This is a genomic window from Catonella sp. (assembly GCF_052169795.1).
Lineage (GTDB): Bacteria > Bacillota > Clostridia > Lachnospirales > Lachnospiraceae > Catonella.
Genome location: NZ_JBQNBU010000042.1, coordinates 1 through 19,094, shown reverse-complemented (window position 1 = coordinate 19,094; position 19,094 = coordinate 1). Strand labels below are relative to the sequence as shown.

Here is a 19,094-nt window from a genome sequence, read left to right as displayed (position 1 = left end):
AATCAGTCCGTCGATAATACCACACTTTTGAAACCCATATTTTTCAGCTATCCGAGTACTACTTTTTTGTTCAGGTACACATTCAATCACTATATGCTTAATTTACAGGTTTACTCAAATCCTGCTTTGCTTCTTTATATTTTTTAATGTACTTTTGCATTTTACACTTAATCTTATAATCTTTTCCTCGCAAAGCATCAAACTCTTTCTGTCTTAAATATGGTTCTATGTTCATATCAATATAGCTTTCCCTTTTAATTACCACCGCCTTTGAAAAATCAACTCCGCAATGATTAGCTTTATCAGTCCACAAAACATGGGGATGGTTTATATCAGACCTCAAAGGGATAGCAAATTGAACACCATCTATCTCAACACAAGCCTGAATATATGTTCTATTTGCTTTTGCTCCATTTCTGGATACTCAGTTGCAGTATATATACTATAAAATTCATTTGATAAAAATACAAACCTCTTCTTAGCCATCTTTTCTCCTATGATAAAAACAACCCCTGTAAACAGGAGTTGTCTTCTCGGTGAGCTTTTCTTTTATTTTACTTGGTCACACTCTATGACCAAATCTTCTATTGAGTTTTCTTTATACTCACACTCTATGAGTTTTATCTGATAACAAAATAGCATATAAACTATATTATGTCAAGCCGGAAGTTTGACACTTCCCTTTACCATTTATAGAGACTGCTCAAAGACCTTATGTTTTATCAACACACAACATTCTCACTCTTGTATCTTGTACTCACTTCCTCTTCATGCTAAAATTAACTTATATTTTATCATAAAGGAGTTAACATGAAAAAAACTAATTTTATCATAACATTAACTGTATTTTTAATAATGCTTATATTTTATATAATACCTGTTTCAGCAGCTGTTCCTAAGCTTAATAAAACTGCTGTAACATTACATATTGAGCAAGGCTATAAGCTAAAAATTAAAGGACTTAATAAAAATTTAACTGCTAAATGGTCTGTTAAAAATGTTAAAATCGCCTCAATATCGGACAACGGTACAATTAAAGGACTGGCAGTGGGCAAAACAATAGGATATGCAAAAATTTACAACAAAAACAAACTTAAATATACCCTCAAAGTAAATATAGCAGTAGACAATAAGGGTTATGCTACCAATCAAGCCGAATTTTCAAGACTGCTTAAAAATACAAAGATAAATGATATTATTGTAAATGGAAAAACTAATTTCACTGTTGTTAAGGGTAGTTTCGGCAAAAACATTGAGGCAAATGGAAAAGACTTATCCCTCACAATAAGAGCTGGAAGTTCACTTAATTCAATTACACTGTCAAATACGCAAAATTCCAAAATTAAAATTTTAGGACAGCTTTCCTATCTATACACAAAAATGGACGGCGCTAAAATCACTCTTAAATCATCAGGAAAAAATGCCCTTGTAAATGCAATACATTTAACTAATTCAGTTTCACTTGATTTCGAATCTAACAGCAACAAGGCACATTGCGATATATTTGTGCTCGCCAAATCCGATATTAAAATAAGTGGAAATAATAATAAGGTAGACAAAATATCAATTGATGCAAATGCAGAAGAAACCGAAATAACCGCTGATAAGAAAATTGAACTTTTTACAGATGCCAGAACTGTCCTTATAGTAAATGCCGGAGCAAAAGATACAAAAATCACCACTCTTAACTACAAGATTCCTATAACCATAACCAATAATACTGATACTGATATTATTGTAACTACTCCATCAGTAGAAAAAAAGGTAGAGCCAAGCTCTACCCATACTGTAACCGGGAAAAATTAGGTTTAAACTCTTTTAATCCCATTTTTATTTAATAAATATCCCATAACCGAACCTACTACACCACCAAGTACATGGGAGAGATTGGAAATATTATCCTGAACCATAATTCCCTCATATACCTGCTGTCCTATGAAAATGATAGCGACTAAGATAAAGGTAAGAGGGATTTCTTTTTCCTTAAAGCCTGTAAATGAACTAAGCAAAATAAAGGTAAACACAACTCCACTTGCTCCGCACAGTGCAACCTGTGGAAAAAACACATAATTTACAATTCCTGTTATTAAAGCAGTAATAATTAGCGAATGAATCAGCAACTTACTTCCATACTTCTCTTCAAGTAACGGCCCTAAGAGCAGTATGTAGGTTATATTCCCCATAAAGTGGTCTACTCCGCTATGCCCAAAAATATGTGTGAAAAATCTCAAGTATGTCAGAGGGTTGGTAAGCGAAGAATGATATGTCATAAACAGCAGTTTATTGGTCATTCCCTTGGTAAATATACTTAGCAAAAGTGCAGCCAGGCAAATAGCTGAAAATCCAAGTACAACAGGTGAATTAATAGAAATCTTAAAACATTTTTTCATGTTATTCTACTCCCTTTTAACTCATTTACTTTTTATGCTTATCATCAGGCTGTTGAGTGATTGTCAGCAATAATTATACCACAATAATTAAATTCATACATCTAAAATTTAATACTCTTTACTTATCCTGCAAATCCTTTATAATATATCTAAAAACTTCAGGAGGCCATTATGAAACCTAAAAAATTTTCTCCTTTCACTATAAAAATAATTGCGGGAATTATAGTACTTTTAATTGCAGGCTACATGTATTATTCGAATAAAAATAATGAGTATGCCGCTTTCATAGGAATAGGAGGCATACTCATATTAAATGCATATGTTATGAATAATAACAAAAAGCAAAAATAATTTTTCTAAATCAAATCCAGTACCTGACTTACATCCTTCTTGCCAAAATTAGGCTTACCATCGTCAATTACCATACAAGGTACACTCATAATCTGATATTTATCACGAAGAGCAGGGAAATGATTCAAATCATACACCTCAGTAGTTACCTTTGGATTTAAGGATGCTATTCTCTGAGCCGCAACTACAAGGTCAGGACACATTGTACAGGTGAGTGAAACCATAATCTTTATCTTGGTTTCCTTATCTACTGCCAGCACTCTGTTTTTAATATCATCCTCTATCTGCTGCCCCGGACCTGCCACATTATAAAGTCCTAAAATGAAGGAAGTAAATTCATGACCTCCCGGTATTCCATGGAAAGCAAGACCTGAATAACTTCCATCTTCCTTGCAAACCTTTACATAAGGCAGTTCAGCCTGTTCTACATCCTCTTCATACTTAATACTTAACTTATCTGTAAGTTTAACAAGTTCTTCAATATAGTGCTTAAGCTCATTTGAAGAATCTCTGTTATCAAGTCCAAGGCTTAATACCAGCTTATTCTCCATCCTGCTAAATACTGTATTTAACTGTGAAAGCATATCGTTTGTAAACAAAGCATTTCCATTATCCTGATTAGCTGTCTCCTTCTTTACAGGAGGTTTTTCATAGTTGTTTGCATTACCTTCCCTAAGAGGTCTTTCAGGTACAATACCTGTCTTCTTATGCATTTTAACTACATATTTCTCAAGCTCCGTAGCTGCAAGTGCACCGTCACCTACTGCTGTAACTACCTGTCTCAAAGGCTTAATACACACATCTCCGGCTGCAAAAAGTCCTTCCTTTGTAGTCATTTGTGACTTATCTGTAATAATATAGCCTCTTTCATCCAAGTCTGCAATTCCTTCAACAAGGCTTGTTTCAGGAGCATAGCCTGCAAAGACGAATACTCCGAAGGTATCATCCTCTACCTTATGTGTAGTTTCCTCACCTGTAATTCTATCTTTCCAAGTAATGCTTCTAAGTACTCCATCACCTTCAACCCTTACAACCTCTTTATTATAAAATACGGTAATATCCTTGTTTGCCTTTGTTTCATCTGCCGTAGCCTTCGCACAGGTAAAGTCCTCTTCCCTCACAAGTATTGTTACATGCTTTCCATATTTTGTAAGGAACACACTCTCTTCAGCAGCTGCAAAACCTCCACCTATTACAAAAATATCTTTTCCCGTAAAAAATTCTCCATCGCAGGTAGCACAATAAGCCACACCATGTCCCTTATACTCTGCCTCACCTTCAAATCCTATCATTCTAGGATGTGCTCCGGTAGCAAGAAGTACGCCAAGACACTGTATCTTACCCTTGGTTGTTTCTATTTCTTTAACATCATTATCCATATTTATTGAGGTAACTTCCGCAAGCTTAAATTCAGCTCCAAAGTTCTGAGCCTGAATTCTCATCTTCTCAGTGAGAGTATGCCCGTCTGTAATCTCAATACCCGGATAGTTAACTACCTCTGAAGTAATTGTAATCTGTCCACCAAACTTTTCTTTTTCAAGGACTATGACCCTATAACAAGCTCTTGCAAGATAGATAGCCGCTGTAAGTCCTGCAGGCCCTCCGCCAATTATTGCTACATCATATAAGTTTTTATTGTCCATTATTTCTCCTCCCAAGCAATTTATGTTCGTCTACACCAACCACATTCATTTTAACCCTTTTACATATAAATCACAAGACATATTTTTACGAAAAATTTCAATGAAGTTTTCTGTTAAAACAAAAATATGCTGCCGCAGGTTAGCATATCAGACAATTCCTTATCTGATATTGCTATGAATGCGACAGCACTATATTTTTATCTACATAATTAAAAGTTCATAAGCTATGGCTCGTAAGCCACCTAAAATTAAAGCTGTCCTACAAGGTCAAGACTTGGCTTTAATGTCTCAGCACCAGGAGTCCACTTTGCAGGGCAAACTTCATCACCATGCTCGTGTACGAACTGAAGTGCCTGAACCTTTCTGAAAAGTTCCTCAGCATTACGACCTACATTACCTGCATTTACTTCATAAGCAACAATCTTTCCTTCCGGATTTACTACGAAAGTTCCTCTCTCAGCAAGACCGTTCTCCTCGATATATACTTCGAAATCCTTTGAAAGTACATGTGTAGGATCTGCAAGCATTGTATATGTGAGCTTAGAAATTCTCTCTGAGCTGTCATGCCAAGCCTTATGTACAAAATGAGTATCTGTAGATACGCTGTAAATATCACATCCAACTTCTTTGAACTTTGGATAGAGGTTCTGAAGATCCTCAAGCTCTGTTGGGCAAACGAATGTAAAATCTGCAGGATAGAAGAAGAATACACTCCACTTACCTAAAATATCCTTCTTGCTTACCTCTTTAAAATTATTGTTTTCAAAAGCCTGTACTGTAAAATCTGATACTTCCTTGTTAATTAATGACATTGTTAAAATCTCCTTTCAAATTTGTATTTATTTTATGTACGAATCCTTTTTTTATGATTTAATTGCGTACAATATTATAATATACAATATACCATAGTCGACAACAATTGTCAAAGGAAATTTTGAAACTTTTTGTGAACTTTTTGATAACATTTATCTCCCAAAAAATGACACATTTATCTTACCGGTATCTACACTCATTCTTACCTGTTTATCTCCCCTGTTATCCTTATATCTGCCATTAAATATAGAGCCTGCACTATTTTTACCATCCACTATAATCACTCCCAAGTCATTGCTAAGATCAAGACTGTATTCTTCTTTTGTCCCTACAAGTCTTGCTGATATGCTTCCTGTATCGCTCTTTGCCTCAAGAGAGTTTACTTCTGTTCCGTCAAACTTAATAAGACCGGTATCTGTCTTTGCTGATACCTCACCTAAATTTCCACTGTAAAGTTTAATATAACCTGTATCAGACCTAAGTTCTGTATTATCTGCATCTGTTTTTTCTAATGATATATAACCTGTATCTGTAGATATTTTCAACAATTCTGTCTTTGAATATTTTACATTTACTGCTCCGGTATCACTTTTTACTTTTAATTTATTAAAAGCACTGTCTTTAACTGATATATGCCCCATATCTGCTCCAAGTTTACACTTAGCGGCTGTAGCACTTACCAACTCCAAAGAACCCATATCTGTTCTTACATCCATTTCATCTGCTGTTATCGCAAACAAATAAAATTTCCCCAGCTCCAACCTGCTTTTTATACTATTAAACTTTTTATCTCTTGGAATTATAATCTCTATAAAGCCTTTTTCTTTGCCAAAAATATTAAAGTTAAAATTAAATAGTTTTATAAATTTTGCTTTTTTCCTGTCCCTTACTACAAGACAGTTACCTTCTCTTTCTATAACAGGCTCTTCATCTTTACAGTTTATAGAGATTCCAAATTCATCACCTGTTCTTAAGATTACATCCAAGCTTGAGATATCTATTTCTATACTATCAAATGAAGCTTGTTTGTCATTCCCAAATATATCTAAAGCTGTAATTTCTACCGGATGGCTTCCCGACTTCTCTATTTCGTCAGAATCATCTTCCTCTTTTACTTCCTCAGTTAATTTGCTTTCTTTAGAAATATCAGTACTATATTCTGTCTTATTTTCTGTTGTTATATTTTCCTTTTCTTTCTGATTACAAGAACTGTCTTTCTGTAATTCACCACCCCTAAGACACTCTGCTGCCTCTATAATCTTAGCAGCCACATCATCAGGATTGCCCACATTCTTAGTTACATCACTTTCTTCTCCAAAGCCTGCTTCTTCAAAATATTCCCAGTAATAATTGATAGCATCTTCCCTGTCCTCATTGTTTAACTTTGACAGCTTTTCCTTAAGACTTTCCATAAATTCATTTTTATTCATCACCCTTTGCCCCCTTACCGTTATTTATATTGACTGAGAATGAAAATTCTACATTTAATTTTCCACTTAACAGCCTGTCTATTCCTTCTTTATAAGACTTCCATTCTTTCTTATAAAATTTAAGTTTTTCCTTACCCTCCGGTGTGATTCTATAGTATCTGCGATTACGCCCCTGCACCGGGCTGTCGTATGTCGCCAGTTCTCCTTCTTTTTGAAGCCTCCTGAGTACAGGATATAGTGTGGATTCAGAAATATCTATTACCTCCTGTACCTTCTGTGTCAGTGTATATCCATAGTAATCTTCCTTTTCTAATATTCCTAGCACACAGGCATCCAATAGGGGTGCTGTTACCTGATAAGTCATAATTTTTCTCCTTTCTTTTCTCTTGAAGCTAATACAATCAACCATATTACTTATTATCGTATATTATATATTATATAATATAGTTTGTCAACAAAAAAGTTCCTTTAGACTTTTAATTTCTAAAGGAACTTTAATTAACCCAATATAGATGTAAAATTTAAATACACAATTTTACTCATTCTTCATAGCTTCAATAGCAGAAATCTTAGTTGCTCTGCTTGCAGGATAATAACCCGAAACTATACCTATTATAATTGCGAATCCGGCAGCTACAAAAGGCAGCCACAGAGGAATTATAGAAAGTTTGCTCCCTCCTCCGGCTCCTCCGAACATGTTAAGTGCACTGCCTAAAGCCCCACCAAAAGTATTTAATGCATAGGAAGCCGCATAGCTCATGGTTATTCCTATAACACCTCCTATAAGTCCCATCATAGCTGCTTCAAACAGGAAGAGTTTCTTTACATCACTTATGTGGCAGCCAAGCACCTTCATTACACCTATCTCTTTAGTACGCTCATAGATGGACATAATCATCGTATTGGCTATTGATATTGCCGCAACGAGCATGGATATAGCACCTACTCCGCCAAGCACCATTTGGATGGTCTTTGAAAAATTTTCTATCGGCTTAGTAAAATCAGACATACTGCTTGACTTATAGCCTAGCTTTTGAATGGCTTCCTGTATGCTTTGAACATCTTCGACACTGTCAGCATTTAACTTGATTGCCTCATATTCTTTAAGCTTCTTTTCAGCTTTTTTCCGTTTATCTACAGGAAGCTGTTTTACATAGTCCTGAAAGATATACATAAACTGCTCTTTATCCATATAAAAACCATAAGAATATTCATTAAAGGTTTCAGTATCAAACACTGTCATTTCAGTAGGATATTCTTTTAACTGTATTTTAATATTACCCTTTTCGTCACGAGGCAGGGACTCTTCATCATATACTGAAAGAGTCATCCTGTCTTTTTCAGGATTTACCCTTTTAGGTTGATAATTAGCAGAATTCGGATTAGTAAATCCAAAAAATCCCTCAGTTCCTACCCAAAGCTTAATCTTAGTCCTGCTATGGCTTTTCTGGTAAGTCTTGCCATGTTTCAACTTAGGAAATTCTAAATCCTCAAAAGAATCAGCATCCATTACATTCACTTGTGTAGTGTTCTCATAGTTACCGGTTTTCAATTTTACCGGCAAATTTACTACAGGAGATACGGTCTTTACATGAGGAATCTGTTTCAACTTCTCTATAAGCTTATCATCCAGTTTCTGCTTCTTTTCACCTGAGTAGTTTCCATTCTCATCATAGCTTATCTGGTTCTTGTCCATATTAATAACCGTAAAACTTCCATATTGCATAAGATTTTCCCTAAAGCTTTGATTCATTCCTATACCAATGGATATCATTACAACTATGGATATGGTTCCAATCACTATTCCTACTACGGTAAGGGCAGTCCTGGCCTTTCTCCTTCCAAGATTCCTCAGACCCATTTTCATAAGATCACTAATCTTCATATAAGTTTATACCCTTTTTAATCTTTAACTTGGCAATAACTATGCCTGCTAAAATCGAAAGCACAAGAACTCCTGCAGCTACACCTATTGTAGCAGGTACACTCTGAGTAATCGATTTAGCTGTTCCAACTTCAGCATTCATTCCATCCATACCGTTCATGCCTGCAGCATCTCCTGTAAAGCTGCCGGTATCTGCGGTAGCTGCATCTCCTGTCTGTGCTGTCGCCCCATCTGTAATTACTTCACCTGAGGATGTTGCAGGTACTGCTTCACCTGCATTTGCTATCATTGTTGAAAGCACTCCATCCATTATAAATAAATTCTTATTCAAAACTATCACCTCATTCCTTTATATTATAATTCCTCATCTTCACGCATAGCCTCTGCCAGTTTTTTCTTTTTATATTTTTTAATCAATATATTCTTTGTTACAACAGTTCCAATGATGAAGATAATAATATTCCCAAGTACAAATGCCCACATAGGAACTACTTCCTTAGGTCCTTCAGGCACCGGCATATTATTACCGGGTATTTCAGGCATCTCATCAGGATTGGTTTCACTAACCATGCTCTCAAAATTAGTATCATAAGAGGATACATTACCATTACTGTCTTCATAAGAAATAGTAAGCACTCCCTTGCCCATACCATACTTCTGAGGAGTCACATCCATTGACCAAGACCTGCCCTCACCTGCATTTACATTTCCTATAATCAGAATTTCATTGGTAGATTTAAAATCTCCCTTAACCTTAGCAGTTACATTATAAAGAACTGACTTACCCATGTTATTAAAGTCAAAAGATAGTGCCGTAGATTCATTAAGTATAGGGGTCTCACCTGCACCTACGGAAATATTGGCAAGCATCGGTCTATCATCCGAATACACCTGAAGCTTAAGCTTCTCCTCTATTTTATTCTGCTTCTTAATAAGGGCATTTTTATTTGCAACATCCTTAGCTTTATATTCATAATCAAAGGTAATTCCAAGGTCATAGCCATTGGTTGCTATGTCTCCCTTTGCCTTAAGCGGTATACTGCGGCGTTCAACCTGCCCCGGTGCTAAGGAATTTATGAACATACTTGCACTTCCCTCTACTATAGCAAAGTTATTATCTGCCGAGGAAATTGTAACAACTATATTATCTGCCGATACACTTGAATGTGGGTTCATTATATCAAAGGTAAATTTAAATGTTTTTCCTGCCTTTATTTTCTTTTTTCCTGTATCATATTTAGATATTGTAAGCCTAGGCATACTGTTATCTACATCACCTGAACTTTCTTTACCCTTAGTATCAATATAAATACTCATAGTATCTTGAATTAAGTTTGCCATAGCCTTATCTTTAACTGAATAAAAAGCAAAATTTAAAGTAATAGGCTTCATTCCATCCTGAATAGTTTCTGTAGCAATAAAACTTCTTTTTAATGTAAATGACTCACCTGCCTTTAGTAAAGCTTTACGATATTTATCATAAGCTTTTTTCGGTTTCAATCCTGCCTCAGAATAACCTGTAGTATCTATAGCTACATTTTTAGCATCTACTTCACCTATATTTTTTAATTCATATATTACATCAAATTCATCACCCACATTTATTGTATAATGAGGATAACTTACACTTGACACCTGTATTATAGGTTTTTTTACAGTTTTCTCGGCATCAGTCTTTTTTGCTATATTTTCCATTGAAATTGTAAACTTCTGCGGATCTGCAACACTTCCGTCGGAATATTCGTACTTAACTACAGCATCTAACTTAGTAACACCTGCCTGTAAGTTCTTAATTGCAGTAAAGTCAAACTCTACCTCCCCTGTAGATCCGCCTTCTACTCTGCCTATAGTCTCTGTAGGCTGGGTGTCCGGTATAAGTGTATTTTCATAACCTTCTATACTGACTGTCACATTATTTGCGGCAAGTTCTCCGTCATTATTAAAAACAAGTTTAACCGATACTTCTTGATTCTCCTTTATTTTTCTAGGATATTCAGTGTCTAAAAGCGAAAACTTGGCACTTTTCTTCTGTTCTGATACAATAAAGGTCAGCTTACTCTGCTGGTCAAGAGTAACCTCCTGATAATCATTAAAACTATCCTGAGTTATAAAGGTAACAGGCACATCATTATATTTACCTTTTTTAGCATTTAATGGAATGTTTACTGAAAATTTAACATAGGCAGTATCCCTCACCGTAATATTTTCCATCTTATTACCTTTTTCATCTGTGCAGGTAATATCTGAAGCAAGGGTAAAACCTGAAGTCTTACTCAAATCCACATTGATAATCGGCTTTCTTATTGCAAAATTAGAAGCTTTTATAGGTATAACTACATCTACAGTATCGCCCGGACGCACATTATAAGGCTTGAGTACATCTGCAAGAATTGCCTTAGGCATAATCGCCTTATAACCCCTGAGATCAGTTTCATCAGCTTTGACTGTAGTTATTGTCGAAGCACTGATTCCCGTACATACCATAGTTGCAGCCATAAAAACAGCAGCTCCTGTTTTAATTATTTTCTTTAGCTTCATCTTTTATATCCTCCGTATGTTTACCCATTAATTTTGCAAGTTTTTCTTCCCTTGCCTTTTTCTTTTCTTTCTGAAGTTGATTGAATTTTTCTATCTCAATCCTACTTTCTTCTTCTATCTGCTCAGCAGTTTTTATTACCTCAACCTTTTGAATGTTTCCATCAAGTATATGAATAATCTTGTCGCCGTAGCTTGCAAGCCTTGGGTCATGCGTTACCATGACTATTGTCTGCTTATTCCTTCTAGCCATAGCATGGATTAATTCCATTACTTCCATTGTAGTCTTAGTATCAAGGTTTCCTGTCGGCTCATCTGCAAAGACTATTTCGGGTCTTGCCACAAAGGCTCTTGCTATTCCTACTCTCTGTTGCTGACCACCACTCATTTCCTTAGGCTTATGCGTAAGCCTGCTGCCTAAACCTACCTGCCTAAGCATCTGTTCTGCAAGCCTTCTCCTTGTTTTGGAATCCACTCTTTTAAACACAAGCGGCATTTCAACATTTTCAATAGCATTCATCGAGCCTATGAGATTATATGCCTGAAATACAAATCCCAGATAACGCTGTCTAAAATCTGCAAGATTCTTCTCGCTCATATTTCTTATGTCATAACCTTTTAGGAGAATTTCTCCTGATGAGGCTTTCTCAATTCCTGCCATCAGATTAAGCAATGTGGATTTTCCTGAGCCTGAAGTACCCAAAAGACAACAAAACTCTCCTTTGTTTATTTCAAAGCTGACTCCATTCACTGCCTTAATCCTCTCATTTCCCATGTGATATATTTTTTTCACATTTTTCAATTCGATGATTTTTTCCATATTTTTACCAAATTTTCTTCATTTTCTTAACAAACAACCTTTTACATATCAAATATAACACTCATTTTTTAATTCAGGCATATCTTTTTTATTAAATTATCCTTAAGAATTAAATAACATATTCTTCCTACATAAACTATGCCGTAAGGAAAATTCCTTACGGCAGTCCATATGTAGCCAAGATAATTTTTATTTCCCTATTCCATACTATCTATAAACTGTTTAATAACCTCAACAGTCTTGTCAACTCCCCTAAAATCATTTTGAATGGCTAAATGATAGTTAGTCAACATTCCCCATTTCTCTACTGAATGATAATTATAATAATTTGCTCTGCGTTTATCCATTTTCAATATTGTTTCTTCTGCATCTTCCTCTTCAATTCCATCTCGCTCTACAGCCCGTCTAATCCTATAAGGCATAGAAGACCAGATAAAAATATTTATTAAGTCAGGTCTCTCCCTCAGTACATAGTCTGCACAGCGTCCAACTATAACACAAGGACCCTCTTCTGCAATCTTTTTAATTGCATTTGACTGTGCTATATAAATTCGGTCATCAAGCGAGAGATGTGTGTAGCCAATATCAGGACTTCCATAAGCATTCATTCCCATCGCTATAGAATAAAGCAAGCTATTGGTAGCCTTCATCTCTATATTATCGAAGGCTGCTTCTGCGAAACCGCTCTCCTTAGCCGCCCTTGCGATAAGTTCTCTGTCATAAAAAGGAATACCATATTTCATAGCCAGTTTTTCTGCAACCTCACGCCCCCCACTTGCATACTGTCTGCTGATAGTAACTATTTTATTCATAACTCTCCTCCTTTCTACACAAACACTTTCTTATGTATAATTATACTTCTTATAGGTGTTTTTTACAATAAGCTAACCCCCAAACTTTTCCTTTAATTTCTCTTCAACCGCCTCAGGCACCCAGCTTGAAACATCCTTTCCAAAAGATGCTATTTCCTTTACTATTGTAGAACTTAAAAATGCATATTCCAGTGAAGTTATCAAAAATAAGGTTTCTATCTCTTCACAAATCTGCCTATTAGTCTGGGCTATCTGCATTTCATTTTCATAGTCGGTCACAGCCCTAAGTCCTCTGACAATTATTTTTGCATCATTTTCTTTAGCAAAGTCTACCGTAGTGCCTTCAAAGGTTTTTACTACAACATTCGGTATGTCTGCAACAGCTTTCTTTAACATTTCAAACCTTTCTTCCATAGTAAAGAAAGGTGATTTTTTCTTATTTACAAGAACTCCTATAATAACTTCATCCACTATTGCAGCAGCTCTCTTTATTACATCAATATGTCCATTAGTTACGGGGTCAAAGCTCCCCGGATAGACTGCTTTTACCATAATTACCTCCATTAATCAAAAAAACTGTTACAATAAAGATAACCTAAGTTACGCCTTATTGCAACAGCATTTTAATCAGTGCGGATGATGAGATTTGAACTCACACAAGATTGCTCTCACTAGAACCTGAATCTAGCGCGTCTGCCGTTCCGCCACATCCGCTAAATCAATAATATTTGGACAAAAAAATAGTGCGGAAGATGGGACTTGAACCCACACGACTGCAATAGCCACAAGATCCTTAGTCTTGCTTGTCTACCAATTTCAACACTTCCGCATATACTTCATTTTCAATTTTCACTTGTTCGACCGAACGAATTATATTGTAGCATATATTAAATTAAAATGCAAGAGGTAATTAAGATTTTTTTAATTTGTTATTCGGATGTAGTTTTTCAACTTAAATGCAACATGGTGTTGCACTTACTCTGACAGGTACCTCTGTTGCACTTACCTTGAAAATCTAGCTATAACGGAACTTGTACATAATTATTTATAAAATGTTTTATTGCAGCTTTTACTGTATTTTTATTATTAAAACTCAATAAAGTTGAAAAAGTCACTATACATCAAACTGCTTTTTCATCAGAATTTTATGTTATGTATAATTATAATTGGCAAAAAAGTATTAAACCAAAATTTTTTATCCGGTTTAATACTTTTCTCACTTGGACCTCAGTGTCCGATATGATAAACTCCAGCTATCTGCATTATGCAGTGGTAGGAGGCACAGACAGCCGATAGTCTGGCAAAATTAAGTAAATTCAGCTGCTTATTTATAATATATAATATTAAAGGCTGAACTTAGATGATTCATTTCGTAATTCGGCTGCAATTGCCGCCAAATTTTCACTTGCTCTTGATATATCAGCCATTGCCTGTACCTGAGTATCTACCGCAGCTGCCGCCTCTTCAGTGGTTGCAGCATTCTCTTGTGCTATTGCTGATAGATTTTCCACTATTCTTGTTATATTTTTATTTCCATTTTCTATTTCTTTTGATGATTCATCTATTTTTCTTACTATGTCCTTATTGCCATCCACAGCTTCAGCTATTTCTTCAAATTTTCCGGAGGTTTCATCCAATTTCTCTGTCTGAGCCTGCACTATCCTTCCTACTTTTTCCATTGTGACAACTGCTGTTTCTGCCTTTGTTTTCAGTTCTTCTATTATTTTTCTTATATCTTTTGTAAATCCTGCTGACTGCTCTGCCAGTTTCCTTATTTCATCTGCTACAACAGCAAAGCCCTTGCCTGCCTCTCCAGCTCTGGCTGCTTCAATTGCCGCATTTAAGGAAAGCAGATTAGTCTGATCCGATATGGACTGTATCATCTCGCTTGCTTTTGCTATTTCTCCTGCCGCTTCACTAGTTGCCACTACTATATGGTTTACTTCCCCTGCTGCTGATATACTTTCGTTTGTAATTTCCACCAGCTCATCTATGCTCTTTGTCCCTTCTTCTTTTTTAATACTTATTGTTTCAACCATAGTTATAAGAGATTTTAAAATATCCAGCATTTTTTCTAAATTTTCATTGCTTTTTGTTACAGACTCTGCTGCATTTTGGGTATCTCCAGCCTGACTTGTTGCTCCTTCTGCTATATTGGTTACTGCACCTGATACCTCCATTGCTGATGTAACCGCATTTTGTGCTGTTGCCATCAATTCTTCTGATGTAGCCGCTGTCAGTCTAGCCTGCTTCGATATTCCTGATACTGTTTCTGTAAGATTTTCTATCAATTTTTTCAAAGCTCTGAAAACACTTCCTACTTCATCATCTCTTTTGATATATTTTCCAGCACTTTCTACCTCTTCTTGTAAATTAAGGTTATAATCAGCAAACTTGTTGATAGCTTTTTCTATCAGCATCATAGGCTGTGATATTTTAATTACCAAAATAGCAATAATTATAATTCCTATTAGTAATGATATCACTACATCAACTAAGGTATGAATTAAAGCTTCTCTTTTTGCATTTCCTAAAAATTTATCAAATGATGTCACCGTTTCATAAGCCCATTTCACATCATCTATTCCTGCTATATTTATTGGAACAAAATTTATTTTCGATTTTTTGCCTGTAGTAACACTGTCTATAACAAGCGAACTTTCTTCTCCAAGTTGGGTTTTATCCATAAACTCTTTATATTTTGGGTGCATATCAAATACATTTTTCAAAACTTTTTCTCTGTCTATAGAGTTTACAACAACATTGCCTCCTTTTGATACAATAACAATGTAATCATCTTCACTGTTGCCCGTCTGTCCTTCTAGCTCTTCCTGAATATCTCCTATAAATAGATCCACTAGGACAACTCCTATAGATTTTTTATTGTTATCTATTATAGGTATGGTATATGTGGTATCCAAAGTATTGCTTGCTACAGTTATATACGGTTCTGAAATCGTATTCTTTTGAGTGGTATATGAATCCATATACCATGATTTGTTTGTCTCATCATCATACGTAAGTTTTATATTTCCTGAATCTTCAAAAGCATACACTGTAAATCTGCCGGATTTGTTCAAATTCGTATTCAAACTATCCTTATTATCAAATGCATTAGCTTCAAAATAGACACCGGCACCTTTTATACAGACATCATTTTTAACAGCTAATTTCAAAAAATCTACAATCCGGTTCCTGTCTCTTTTATCAACTGGAGTATTAGTAATTTCATTTCCTATAACAGCGTTAATAGTCTTAGCAACCTCATATGCAATCAAAAACTTTTTTTCCAGCTCACTTGCACCTTTTTTACCCTGTTCTTTTTTTATATTTTCCCCTTGAGAAATTCTGGTGTCAAAATCACTTTTATTTTTTATTGCCGACTTAATTCCAAGCACTACAAACAATATAATAGTTATTAAAATACCCACCTTTAATCCGATACTTTTAGAATTATTAAATTTACTGTTGCTTTTAATCATAGACCAAAACCTCCCAATCATTATTTTCATTTAATTAAGACTTTTTACTTCAAAAATCATCTTGTGGAAGCTTTAATGAATCTGAAAATAATTTTGTCATAGCACATTACACCTCCTCTCCTGCTTATAAGTTGCCTAAACAAAATAATCTTATATTATTTTCATCCCATACTATTAAAAGATATTTTTAAACAAAAAGACTGCTTAGGGAACTATACCACTCAAGCAATCTTTATATTATATAAAACTTCTTTATTTAATTTTTTAAAAGAACGGAGCAAAAACAAGACAGCATTAATGTCTGTCTGTCTGTCTGTCTGTCTGTCTGTCTGTCTGTCTGTCTGTCTGTCTGTCTAAGATTATCTCGTTTTAACATTATTGTCAAGTCCTTTACAAAAATTTTATTTCCTATTATTTATTTTATTACTATCTTTATTATTACTTATTATATCATAGAATTTAAAATATTGCAATCCGGAAGTTTGACACTTCCTTTTTGTTATTTGATGTAGTTTTTCAACTTAAATGCAACATGGTGTTGCACTTACCTTGAAAATCTAGCTAAATAGTAAATACTGTTTCATATTTTACATATAATATCCTCCTCAAGGATTTAGTAAGGCTTTTATTGATTCAATTAAAGATTTTTATGATTTCACAAATGAGAAAAAAGACAATATTAAGTCCATAGAAAATGAGCTTGATGACCTTGAAGACGAACTAAGTGCCTATCTTGTAAGGATATCCGGAACAGATGTAAGCGATACAGATGGAAAGAAAATAAACGGCATGTTGCAAGACTTCGTATCGGAGAATGTTCAGGGGAACTCGGTGTTGTCCTTACCGACTATATTACCTACTGCGACAGGGTTGCAGGACATTGTTCAAATATTGCAATTAATGTTATCCAATCCGGCAATATGATTTTTAGTGAACATGATTATTTCAGAGAACTTACGGAAAGTGAAAAAGCTGAATACGAAAAAAATAGAAATATTTATAAAGAAAGATTTTCACTTCCTGAATAAATAGTAAAAGGCTGCATAATCAGATAAACTCTGATTTGCAGCCCCTTTTTTACTCAACACTTTTAAGAGAAGTTGTCATGTCTATTTTCTTAATAATAAAATACATAGCTAAATTAACCATTACAGAGAAACCAATTGTAATAAGGCTGCTCATAATATAACTGAAAATACTTATATTCCTTCCAAACATCATCATATCTACCTCTACTGTCACAATAACATATCGGTGAAGTATTTTGCCAAATATCAGCCCCACCATTATTCCAAAAACAGTGAGCAGGATATTTTCCCTATATACATAATGTGAAACCTCATTATCATAAAAGCCGAGTACCTTAAGAGTTGCAAGCTCCCTCTTTCTCTCAAGTATATTAATGCTATTCAAATTGTAAAGTACCACAAAAGCAAGCAGTCCTGCTGCAATTATAAGCACCAGTGTAACTAAGTCCAATACCTGTAACATACGGTCTATATTATCTTCAAGCTCATCTACAAACAGCACTCCAGAACAACCTGCATAAGATAAAAGTTTACTTCCCAAATCCTGTTCGTCCACCTTTTCCCTGTCAAATTTCAAGTGAAGAGTATTGTATTCAGGCTCTTCTCCATATAATTTCTTATAAAGTTCAGGTGAGAGAAAAAGATAATGTAACACATAGTTTTCTACTATTTTATCTATTTTAACGGATACCTGCTTCTTTCCATCTCTGGTAATATTTATGCTATCTCCCTCTTTTACATCTAACATTTTCGCTGTCTTTTCCGATATATAAGCCCTATCACCGGTTGGAAAGTCATATTCTACGCCTGTAGTCCTTTTTTTGATAGTCAGAAAATCTTTTATTTTCTTTGTATCCTCAGGTATGAAGAGATTCGCACTCCTTATATTATCTCCATTAGTCAAATCTACAGCAAGAGATTGTATCCTGATAGTTTCATCCACTCCGTCATAGTTTATGGCAGCCTTTACCGCCTCAGCTTTTTCTGCCTCATTTGCCTTAGAATTAAGCGTTATATTAGCATCGTAAGTAAATATCCTTATGTACTGCTTCTTTGCTATCTCATTGATAGAGTCTTTAAGTCCAAAACCTACAAGCAAAAGCCCCATACAGCCGCCTATTCCAACCACTGTCATTATCAGCCTTTTCTTGTATCTTGCAAGATTTCTGACAGTAGACTTCCTTGTAAAATTGAGTCTTTTCCAAATAAAGCCTATTCTCTCTAAAAGTACTCTTCTGCCTGAACTTGGTGGAAGTGGACGCATAAGTGATGCCGGATTTTCAAGGAGCTGTGAAAGTGCTGAAATAAGTGTTGCCGCTACCGTACTTACTGTTGCTGCAAGTAAAGCCAAAAAAGCCTGTTCATAGTTTATAGGTGTAAAACAATAAGGCATTCCTCTAAACAATGTTCCATAAGATTTTATTATAAGCAGCGGTAGAAACCTTTCACCTATCACTACTCCTATAATTCCTCCACTTACTGTTGCAAGCAGTGCATAGGCTATATATTTTCCTGAAATAGCTGAACTTCTATAGCCCAGTGCTTTAAGTATACCCATGCTCATTCTGTTCTCATCTACCATTCTGGTCATTGCAGTAAGGCTCACAAGGGCTGCAACCAGGAAAAATATTACCGGGAATACATTGCCGAGGCTGTCCATACGGTCTGCATTCTGCTTAAAACTTACATATCCTTCCATCATATTTCTGTCAAGTACATAAAAGTCAGGCTCTTTAATATCTGCCACATCTCTTTTTGCTTTAGCTAGTTTCTTTCTGCCTTTTTCAAGTTTCTTTTCTGCCTTTTTAAGCTTATTCTCTGCCTCAGTTTTTACTTCTTCATATCTTCTACCATTTATCTTAGTTTCAAGCCCTTTAATATCCTCTTTAATAACTTTAATCTTAT

At 35.1% G+C, this 19,094-nt stretch carries 16 protein-coding genes and 2 tRNA genes; 2 read left to right on the top strand and 16 right to left on the bottom strand.

Going from position 1 to position 19,094, the window contains the following annotated elements:
- Positions 1-97 precede the first annotated feature (97 nt).
- The gene (locus ACTTKP_RS07585) at positions 98-349 is read right to left on the bottom strand and encodes a hypothetical protein (RefSeq protein WP_442553295.1); all 252 of its coding nucleotides are present in this window, start codon (positions 347-349) and stop codon (positions 98-100) included.
- Between the two features lie 461 nt (positions 350-810).
- Here ACTTKP_RS07585 and ACTTKP_RS07580 point away from each other — a divergent pair, with 461 nt between their 5' ends.
- Positions 811-1,806 carry a hypothetical protein gene (locus ACTTKP_RS07580; RefSeq protein ID WP_442553293.1) on the top strand — a complete coding sequence of 332 codons (996 nt, stop codon included), beginning with the start codon at positions 811-813 and terminating at the stop codon, positions 1,804-1,806.
- 2 nt (positions 1,807-1,808) lie between these two features.
- Here ACTTKP_RS07580 and ACTTKP_RS07575 read toward each other — a convergent pair whose 3' ends face one another.
- Complete coding sequence (locus ACTTKP_RS07575) at positions 1,809-2,390, bottom strand: rhomboid family intramembrane serine protease (RefSeq protein ID WP_442553292.1); 582 nt, start codon at positions 2,388-2,390, stop codon at positions 1,809-1,811.
- Between the two features lie 171 nt (positions 2,391-2,561).
- On the opposite strand from ACTTKP_RS07575, the gene ACTTKP_RS07570 reads away from it, so the two are divergent.
- Positions 2,562-2,741, top strand: a complete 180-nt coding sequence (locus ACTTKP_RS07570; RefSeq protein WP_442553291.1) for a hypothetical protein — start codon at positions 2,562-2,564, stop codon at positions 2,739-2,741.
- A gap of 5 nt (positions 2,742-2,746) precedes the next feature.
- On the opposite strand, the gene ACTTKP_RS07565 is transcribed toward ACTTKP_RS07570, so the two are convergent.
- The 14 genes from ACTTKP_RS07565 to ACTTKP_RS07500 form a co-directional block, all read right to left on the bottom strand.
- Entirely contained in the window at positions 2,747-4,384 is a 1,638-nt protein-coding gene (locus tag ACTTKP_RS07565; protein ID WP_442553290.1) for an FAD-dependent oxidoreductase, read from the bottom strand.
- A 248-nt stretch (positions 4,385-4,632) separates the two neighbouring features.
- Positions 4,633-5,196 (bottom strand): alkyl hydroperoxide reductase subunit C, encoded by a 564-nt coding sequence (ahpC, locus tag ACTTKP_RS07560; protein WP_208427819.1) that lies wholly within the window; start codon positions 5,194-5,196, stop codon positions 4,633-4,635.
- 153 nt (positions 5,197-5,349) lie between these two features.
- Entirely contained in the window at positions 5,350-6,627 is a 1,278-nt protein-coding gene (locus tag ACTTKP_RS07555) for a DUF4097 family beta strand repeat-containing protein (RefSeq protein ID WP_442553294.1), read from the bottom strand.
- Positions 6,620-6,991, bottom strand: a complete 372-nt coding sequence (locus ACTTKP_RS07550; protein WP_442553289.1) for a PadR family transcriptional regulator — start codon at positions 6,989-6,991, stop codon at positions 6,620-6,622. Before ACTTKP_RS07550 ends, ACTTKP_RS07555 begins: the two co-directional genes overlap by 8 nt.
- Positions 6,992-7,162: 171 nt before the next feature.
- Positions 7,163-8,512 carry an ABC transporter permease gene (locus tag ACTTKP_RS07545; protein WP_442553288.1) on the bottom strand — a complete coding sequence of 450 codons (1,350 nt, stop codon included), beginning with the start codon at positions 8,510-8,512 and terminating at the stop codon, positions 7,163-7,165.
- Entirely contained in the window at positions 8,502-8,843 is a 342-nt protein-coding gene (locus ACTTKP_RS07540) for a hypothetical protein (RefSeq protein WP_442553287.1), read from the bottom strand. The genes ACTTKP_RS07545 and ACTTKP_RS07540 overlap by 11 nt, the downstream gene beginning before the upstream one ends.
- Before the next feature lie 23 nt (positions 8,844-8,866).
- Entirely contained in the window at positions 8,867-11,050 is a 2,184-nt protein-coding gene (locus ACTTKP_RS07535) for a hypothetical protein (protein ID WP_442553286.1), read from the bottom strand.
- A complete protein-coding gene (locus ACTTKP_RS07530) occupies positions 11,028-11,867 on the bottom strand; it encodes an ABC transporter ATP-binding protein (RefSeq protein ID WP_442553285.1) in 840 nt (279 codons plus the stop codon). Before ACTTKP_RS07530 ends, ACTTKP_RS07535 begins: the two co-directional genes overlap by 23 nt.
- Positions 11,868-12,064: 197 nt before the next feature.
- Positions 12,065-12,679, bottom strand: coding sequence for an AAA family ATPase (locus ACTTKP_RS07525; RefSeq protein ID WP_442553284.1), 615 nt, complete (start codon positions 12,677-12,679; stop codon positions 12,065-12,067).
- 72 nt (positions 12,680-12,751) lie between these two features.
- Complete coding sequence (gene coaD / locus ACTTKP_RS07520) at positions 12,752-13,231, bottom strand: pantetheine-phosphate adenylyltransferase (protein ID WP_442553283.1); 480 nt, start codon at positions 13,229-13,231, stop codon at positions 12,752-12,754.
- A gap of 79 nt (positions 13,232-13,310) precedes the next feature.
- Positions 13,311-13,393: transfer RNA gene (locus ACTTKP_RS07515), tRNA-Leu, on the bottom strand.
- A gap of 30 nt (positions 13,394-13,423) precedes the next feature.
- Positions 13,424-13,508 (bottom strand) — tRNA-Leu (locus ACTTKP_RS07510).
- 514 nt (positions 13,509-14,022) lie between these two features.
- Complete coding sequence (locus ACTTKP_RS07505) at positions 14,023-16,161, bottom strand: methyl-accepting chemotaxis protein (protein ID WP_442553282.1); 2,139 nt, start codon at positions 16,159-16,161, stop codon at positions 14,023-14,025.
- A gap of 1,077 nt (positions 16,162-17,238) precedes the next feature.
- Positions 17,239-19,094, bottom strand: a 1,856-nt coding sequence (locus ACTTKP_RS07500; protein ID WP_442553281.1) for an ABC transporter permease, incomplete at its 5' end; no start/stop codon positions are given.